Source organism: Halolamina salina (assembly GCF_042678005.1).
In the GTDB taxonomy this organism is placed as follows: domain Archaea; phylum Halobacteriota; class Halobacteria; order Halobacteriales; family Haloferacaceae; genus Halolamina; species Halolamina salina.
Genome location: NZ_JBHUDH010000041.1, coordinates 1 through 6,347, shown reverse-complemented (window position 1 = coordinate 6,347; position 6,347 = coordinate 1). Strand labels below are relative to the sequence as shown.

The following is a 6,347-nucleotide window of genomic DNA, read 5'->3' as shown; positions in this document are numbered from 1 at the left end:
GGCGAGCACGCCGCCGACGCGACCCACATCCAGGAGTTCCTCGCGGCGCCGGTCGGGGCACCCTCCGTCGCGGAGGCGGCCTTCGCCAACGCCGCGGTCCACGAGACCGTGGGCGAACTCCTCACCGAGCGCGGCATCCCCGCCGCGAAAGGCGACGAGGGCGCCTGGGCGCCGTCGATCGACGACAGCGAGGCGTTCGAGATCGTCGCGACGGCCTGCGAGCAGGTCGCCGAGGACGTCGGCTTCGAGATCGAGTTCGGTCTCGACATCGCGGCCTCGGAGCTCTGGGACGGCGACGCCTACCAGTACGGCAACGTCTCTCGGAGTCCCTCGGGGCAGATCGACTACGTGGCCGAACTGGTCGACGAGTACGACCTCGCGTACGTCGAGGACCCCTTAGAGGAGAACGACTTCGAGGGGTTCGCCGAACTCACCGACCGAGTCGGTGAGGAGACGCTCGTCTGTGGCGACGACCTGTTCGTCACCAACACCGAGCGACTCCAGCAGGGTATCGAGCGGGGCGCGGGCAACAGCATCCTGATCAAGCCGAACCAGATCGGGACGCTCTCGCTGGCGGTCGACGCCATCGAGACCGCGACCCGCAACGGGTTCACGCCCGTGATCTCCCACCGTTCGGGGGAGACCGAAGACACGACGATCGCACACCTCGCCGTCGCGACCGGCGCGCCGTTCATCAAGACGGGCACCGTCGGGGGCGAGCGAACCGCCAAACTCAACGAACTCATCCGCATCGCGGAGGACGCTGTATGAGCGAAAGCGAGAACGACGACACAGAACCCGCCGAGGAAGAAGTGGCCGACGAGGTCGCCGACTCCGACGCGGCGGCAGAGCCCGCCTCGGACGACGAGGCAGAGACAGAGCAGGCCGACGAGGCCGAGGAAGAGGAGTCCCGGTTCGACGAGAACGTCATGCCGGACGAGGAGGAAGCAGACCTCCTCATCCCGGTCGAGGACTACCTCTCCGCTGGGGTCCACATCGGGACCCAGCAGAAGACGAAGGACATGGAGCGGTTCATCCACCGCGTCCGGGACGACGGTCTCTACGTGCTCGACGTGAGCCAGACCGACGGCCGCATCCGGACCGCGGCGGAGTTCCTCTCCAACTACGACCCCGAGCAGGTGCTCGTCACCTCCTCGCGGCAGTACGGTCGGTTCCCGGCGGAGAAGTTCGCGGACGCCATCGGCGCCCGCGCCCGCACGGGCCGGTTCATCCCGGGCACGCTGACCAACCCGAAGTACGACGGCTACATCGAGCCGGACGTCGTGGTCGTCACGGACCCGATCGGCGACGCGCAGGCGGTGAAGGAGGCCATCACGGTCGGCATCCCCGTCATCGCCATGTGTGACTCGAACAACGCCGTCTCGAACGTCGACCTGGTCATCCCGACCAACAACAAGGGTCGGCGCGCGCTGTCGGTGGTCTACTGGCTGCTGGCCAACGAGACGCTGGACCGCCGCGGCGCCGAGCCCAGCTACGCCCTCGAAGACTTCGAGGCCGGGCTGTAGGCCCGTCGAGATCCTTTCTGCGTCCAGTTCTGTGGCGGGTAGCGGCGGCGCTGTGTCGTCTGACGTGGTTTCACTTCGGTTTCGTGAAGCGGACTCGTTTTCGTAGGTAGCATCGTGATTCCGCTCGACGACAACCGCGCCAGTGGCTCGATCGCTGGCAACTGAGACAGCGACAGCAACAGCAACTCGATCGTTGGCAACTTGCGACCGCAGAGTGCCGGACACAGGGTCCGGCACAGCACCGATTCCCCACCCCTCCCCCCGCCGGCGCCGACCGTCGGCGCCGGCGAGGCGTCCACCGCGACCGCACCGCGGCGGCGGTGGCGCGCGACGTGAGCGCGTCCCTGCGCGAACGAGCGCGCGAGGGACGACTGAAAGGAGCGAACGAGTCGGCTGGGGAGGTATGAGGGCTGTGCGGGGCGGTGCGGTTACAAGTGGTCTAGCCTCGAGTTGCTGCCAGCGTTGTGGTTGCTGTCTCGGTTGCCAACGATAGAGCTGCTGTCGCTGTCAGCCATCAATAACGCTCAGGATGCTCTCTCCACTACTCTGACGACGGGCTTTTCCTGACTCTCACCCAGATGCAGCCATGGGCTACCGAACCGTGCGAACGCAGGACGTGGAGCCGACTCCCGATCGACCGTGCGAACTCCGGCGGCTGACCGAGGCCGCTGGACTCGAACAGGTCGCGCTCAACCGCTACAGCGTCGAGCCGGGCGAGGAGATTCCGCTGGCGTACCACTACCACGACGAGCAGGAGGAGGCGTTCTACGTGATCTCGGGGACGATCGAGGTGGAGACCCCCGAGGGGACGTTCGAAGTCGGCGACGACGAACTGTTCGCGGCCGATCCCGAGAGTCCCCACCGGGCGTACTGTCCCGAGGACGCCGAGGGAACCGCGGAGGTGCTGGCCGTCGGCGCGCCGCAGGTCGACGGCGACGTGCACGCCTACGAGCCCAACGAGTAGCAGTCGGAACGACTGTAACGATCGAGAGCGAGCGTTCGGACATGACGACTTCGAGCGCCCCCGGCAAGGTGTACCTGTTCGGGGAGCACGCCGTGGTGTACGGCGAGCCCGCGGTGCCCTGTGCGATCGAGCGCCGGGCGCGGGTCAGCGTCGAGCCACGCGACGACCACCGCGTCCGCGTCGAGGCCGACGAGCTCACCCTCGACGGCTTCACCGTGGAGTGGGGCGGCGAGACCGACGAGCAGCCCGACGTGGACGTGCCCTCGACCCTCGTCGAGGCCGCGACGGGGTACGTCGACGAGGCGCTGGGGCAGGCCCGCGACGCGCTCGACGACCCCGAGGCGGGGTTCGACGTGACCATCGAGAGCGACATCCCGCTGGGCGGCGGGCTGGGCTCCTCGGCGGCGGTCGTCGTCGCCGCCATCGACGCCGCGGTGCGCTCCCGCGGAGAGTCGATCGATCCCGAGGAACTGGCCGACCGCGCCTATCAGGCCGAATCGACCGTGCAGGGCGGGGAAGCCTCCCGCGCGGACACCTACTGCTCGGCGATGGGCGGGGCGGTCCGCGTCGAGGGCGACGACACCCGACCGATCGAGGCGCCGGAACTCCCGCTGGTGATCGGCTACGACGGCGGCGCGGGCGATACGGGCGAACTGGTGGCGGGCGTTCGGGCGCTCAAGGAGGAGTACGAGTTCGCCGCCGACACCGTCGAGACGATCGGCGACCTCACCCGCGAGGGTGAGCAGCTACTGGCCGAGGCCGACCCCGGCGAGGAACCCAGCCCCGTGTTGCTCGACGAACTCGGCGACCTGATGGACTTCAACCACGGGCTGCTGTCGGCGCTGGGCGTCTCCTCGCGCTCGCTGGATCGGATGGTCTGGTCCGCCCGCGAGGCGGAGGCGGAAGGCGCGAAGCTAACGGGTGCGGGCGGCGGCGGCTGTATCGTCGCCCTCGATCGGACGCAAGCGACCCGGCGAGCGCTGGAGTACTCGCCGGGCTGTGAGCAGGCGTTCCGCGCCGAGCTCGCGACCGAGGGGGTGCGTGCGGAGGAATGAACCCGACGATCCTCAAGCTCGGCGGCTCGGTGATCACCGAGAAGGACCGCGCGGAGACGCTGGACGGCGCGGCGCTCGACGCGGCGGCCGACGCCGTCGCCGAGGCGATGGAGGGCGGCGACGTGTCCGAACTGGTGCTGGTCCACGGCGGCGGGAGCTTCGGCCACCATCACGCCAGTGAGGCGGGCGTCACCACGACCGACGGGAGCGGCGACGCCGCCGACGCGATCGCTATCCACGGCGCGATGAAGACGCTCAATCAGTTCGTGCTCTCCCGACTCCACGAGCGCGGCGTGCCCGCGCTCCCGGTCCACCCGCTCTCCGCGGGCGCCCGGGACGCCGACGGCGACCTCGACCTCCCGATGAACCAAGCAGCAACGATGCTGAACGAGGGGTTCGTCCCCGTCCTCCACGGCGACGTGATCGCGACGGCGGGTGAGGGCGTAACGGTGCTTTCCGGCGACGAGATCGTCACCACCGCCGCGGAACACCTCTCGGCGGACCGCGTCGGCCTCTGTTCGACGGTGCCGGGCGTGCTCGACGGGAACGACGAGGTGATCCCCGAGATCACCGCGTTCGAGGACGCCGCCGACGCGCTCGGCGGGAGCGACGCCGACGCCGACGTGACCGGCGGGATGGCCGCGAAAGTGCGGCAACTGCTCGATCTCGGCGCGCCGGCGTCGGTGTTCGGCCCCGAGAGCATCGGGGCGTTCCTCGCGGGCGAGCAGCCGGGGACGACGATCCGCGGGCGGTAGCGTTCGGCAGCCCTTTACCCCTCCCTACCCCCCGTCCCAGTATGCACGAGATCACCGGGAGCGGCTTCGTCGAGGTGATCACCGGATCGATGTTCTCGGGGAAGACCGAGGAGCTGCTCCGGCGTCTGCGCCGCGCGGAGATCGCCGGACAGGACGTGGCGGCGTTCACCCCGGCCATCGACGATCGGTACGGCGAAACCACGATCGGCTCCCACGAGGGGCGTCAGTGGGACGCACGGGTCATCGACAACGTCGGCGACGGCGTCTGGGAGCTTCAGGAGTACCTCAACGGCGAGGAGGTGGTGGCGATCGACGAGGCGAACTTCTTCGATCGCGACCTCGTCAACGTCTGTAACGTGCTCGCCAACGACGGCCGGCGGGTGATCGTCTCCGGCACCGACATCACGTTCCGGGGCGAGCCGTTCACGCCGCTGCCGGAGCTGATGGCGATCGCGGAGTACGTCGACAAGCTACAGGCGATCTGTACCGTCTGCGGCGAGCCGGCGACCCGGAACCAGCGACTGGTCGACGGGGAGCCCGCCCACGTCGACGCCGAGACGATCGTCGTCGGCGCCGAGGAGTCCTACGAGGCACGGTGTCGGAACTGCCACACGCTCAGGACCGACTGAGAATGTCCGAGACGGGGGCGTACCGATGACCCAGTGGATCGCCGACCCGGAGGGCGGCCGCGACCGCGGCCCGCGGGCGCTCGCTCGCGCGTGGGCGGAGGTGCTCGTCCGCCCGCGGCGGTTCTTCCGGAACGGGGTCGCGCCCGCGGATCAGGCGCCGGGACTGGTCTTCGGCGTGCTCGTGGCGCTGGGCGCCGTCGCCGGCCGGCTGGCGACGGGCGACATGCCGACCTTCGAGACCGGCGGCGTTGCACCACCGTTCGGACTCGGGAGCGGGCTGGGCGCGGTGCTGGTGCTGTTGGGCGTCGGCCTGTTTCTCGCCCCGGCGGCGTTTCACCTCTCGGCGGCGATCGAGACGGTGGGGCTGTCGCTGCTGGCGCCGGACCGCGGCGGCGTGAGCGAGACGGTACAGGTGATCGCGTACGCGACCGCGCCCTGCCTGCTGACCGCCGTGCCGTGGGCGCCGCTGCGGGTCGTCTGCTGTCTGTACGGGGCAGTGCTGCTCGTCGTCGGCACCGCAGTCCGCCACCACACGTCGATCCCGCGGGCGGCGGTCGCAGCGGCGCTGCCGGCGGTCGTCCTGTTCGGCTACGGCTACGGCGGATTCGCGGCCGCGGGCCTCTGAGCCGGGGTCGTTCCGGCCGATCGCGGTTGGTTTCGACAACGCCTTTAGGGCGGACCGAGTTTGTCCTCACAAATGGGCAACTGTATCATCTGTGGCGCCGATACCGAGGGCCACATCTGCCAGTCACACGAAGAGGACGTCGTTTTCGAGTTCCGGGGCAACAGCCCGGACCAGCTCGTCGAGAACCGCTTCTACCGCGGCGTCGTCGACGGCTACGCCGACTTCGGCGTGTTCGTCGACCTCTCGTCGAACGTCACAGGGCTGCTCCACCGCTCCGAACTCGACGGCCGCCTCGAGAGCCTCGACTGGGAGGCCGGCGACACCGTCTTCGTGCAGGTCAAGAACGTTCGCGACAACGGCAACGTCGATCTGACCTCCTCGATCCGGCAGGCCGACCGCGAGTTCCGCGGGACGCTGATCCAGGACGGGACCGAGGAGCTGCTCCCCGAGGACGAGGAAGAGGAGGTCGAAGAGGGAAACGGGCGTGAGCGGGACGTAGAAGCGACGACCGAGGAGGACGAGGAGTCCGCCTCGGCCGAGACCGACGGCAGCGGCGCCGAGGCCGCGGCGGGGACCGCCGACGAGACGGCGGCGGAGCCTGCCGAGTCCGAGCCCGCCGAGGCCGAATCTGCGGAGAGCGAGCCCGTCGATGCCGATCCGGCGGAGGCTGACACCGAGGAGACGCCCGCGGGCGCCGAGCCGGAGGAGCCGACCCGCCGCGACATCGGCGAACTCTCCGACCGCGTCGGCGAGGAGGTCCGCATCGAGGGCGAGGTCGTCAGCGCCCGACAGA

Annotated in this window: 8 protein-coding genes; all 8 read left to right on the top strand. The window is 69.7% G+C overall.

The genetic code is table 11. From position 1 onward, the window contains the following. Nucleotides 1–771, top strand: a 771-nt coding sequence (gene eno / locus ACFR9S_RS05205; protein ID WP_379818212.1) for a phosphopyruvate hydratase, incomplete at its 5' end; no start/stop codon positions are given. After that, a complete protein-coding gene (gene rpsB, locus ACFR9S_RS05200; protein ID WP_379732654.1) occupies nucleotides 768–1,526 on the top strand; it encodes a 30S ribosomal protein S2 in 759 nt (252 codons plus the stop codon). The genes eno and rpsB, both read left to right, overlap by 4 nt. A gap of 586 nt (nucleotides 1,527–2,112) precedes the next feature. Continuing rightward, nucleotides 2,113–2,490 (top strand): cupin domain-containing protein, encoded by a 378-nt coding sequence (locus tag ACFR9S_RS05195; protein ID WP_379733127.1) that lies wholly within the window; start codon nucleotides 2,113–2,115, stop codon nucleotides 2,488–2,490. A gap of 41 nt (nucleotides 2,491–2,531) precedes the next feature. Further along, nucleotides 2,532–3,545, top strand: coding sequence for a mevalonate kinase (gene mvk, locus ACFR9S_RS05190; protein WP_379818211.1), 1,014 nt, complete (start codon nucleotides 2,532–2,534; stop codon nucleotides 3,543–3,545). Next, the gene (locus ACFR9S_RS05185; RefSeq protein WP_379818210.1) at nucleotides 3,542–4,300 is read left to right on the top strand and encodes an isopentenyl phosphate kinase; all 759 of its coding nucleotides are present in this window, start codon (nucleotides 3,542–3,544) and stop codon (nucleotides 4,298–4,300) included. The genes mvk and ACFR9S_RS05185 overlap by 4 nt, the downstream gene beginning before the upstream one ends. 41 nt (nucleotides 4,301–4,341) lie before the next feature. After that, on the top strand, nucleotides 4,342–4,929 hold the full coding sequence (locus ACFR9S_RS05180; protein ID WP_379818209.1) for a thymidine kinase: 588 nt from the start codon (nucleotides 4,342–4,344) through the stop codon (nucleotides 4,927–4,929). Between the two features lie 25 nt (nucleotides 4,930–4,954). Further along, nucleotides 4,955–5,554, top strand: a complete 600-nt coding sequence (locus ACFR9S_RS05175) for a YIP1 family protein (RefSeq protein WP_379818208.1) — start codon at nucleotides 4,955–4,957, stop codon at nucleotides 5,552–5,554. Nucleotides 5,555–5,626: 72 nt separating this feature from the next. Next, nucleotides 5,627–6,347: S1 RNA-binding domain-containing protein (locus tag ACFR9S_RS05170; RefSeq protein ID WP_379818207.1), on the top strand; the 721-nt coding region annotated here is incomplete at its 3' end.

Coding starts and splice junctions, on each gene's coding strand:
- rpsB (WP_379732654.1), top strand. CDS start 768: ATGAGCGAAAGCGAGAACGACGACACAGAACCCGCCGAGGAAGAAGTG.
- ACFR9S_RS05195 (WP_379733127.1), top strand. CDS start 2,113: ATGGGCTACCGAACCGTGCGAACGCAGGACGTGGAGCCGACTCCCGAT.
- mvk (WP_379818211.1), top strand. CDS start 2,532: ATGACGACTTCGAGCGCCCCCGGCAAGGTGTACCTGTTCGGGGAGCAC.
- ACFR9S_RS05185 (WP_379818210.1), top strand. CDS start 3,542: ATGAACCCGACGATCCTCAAGCTCGGCGGCTCGGTGATCACCGAGAAG.
- ACFR9S_RS05180 (WP_379818209.1), top strand. CDS start 4,342: ATGCACGAGATCACCGGGAGCGGCTTCGTCGAGGTGATCACCGGATCG.
- ACFR9S_RS05175 (WP_379818208.1), top strand. CDS start 4,955: ATGACCCAGTGGATCGCCGACCCGGAGGGCGGCCGCGACCGCGGCCCG.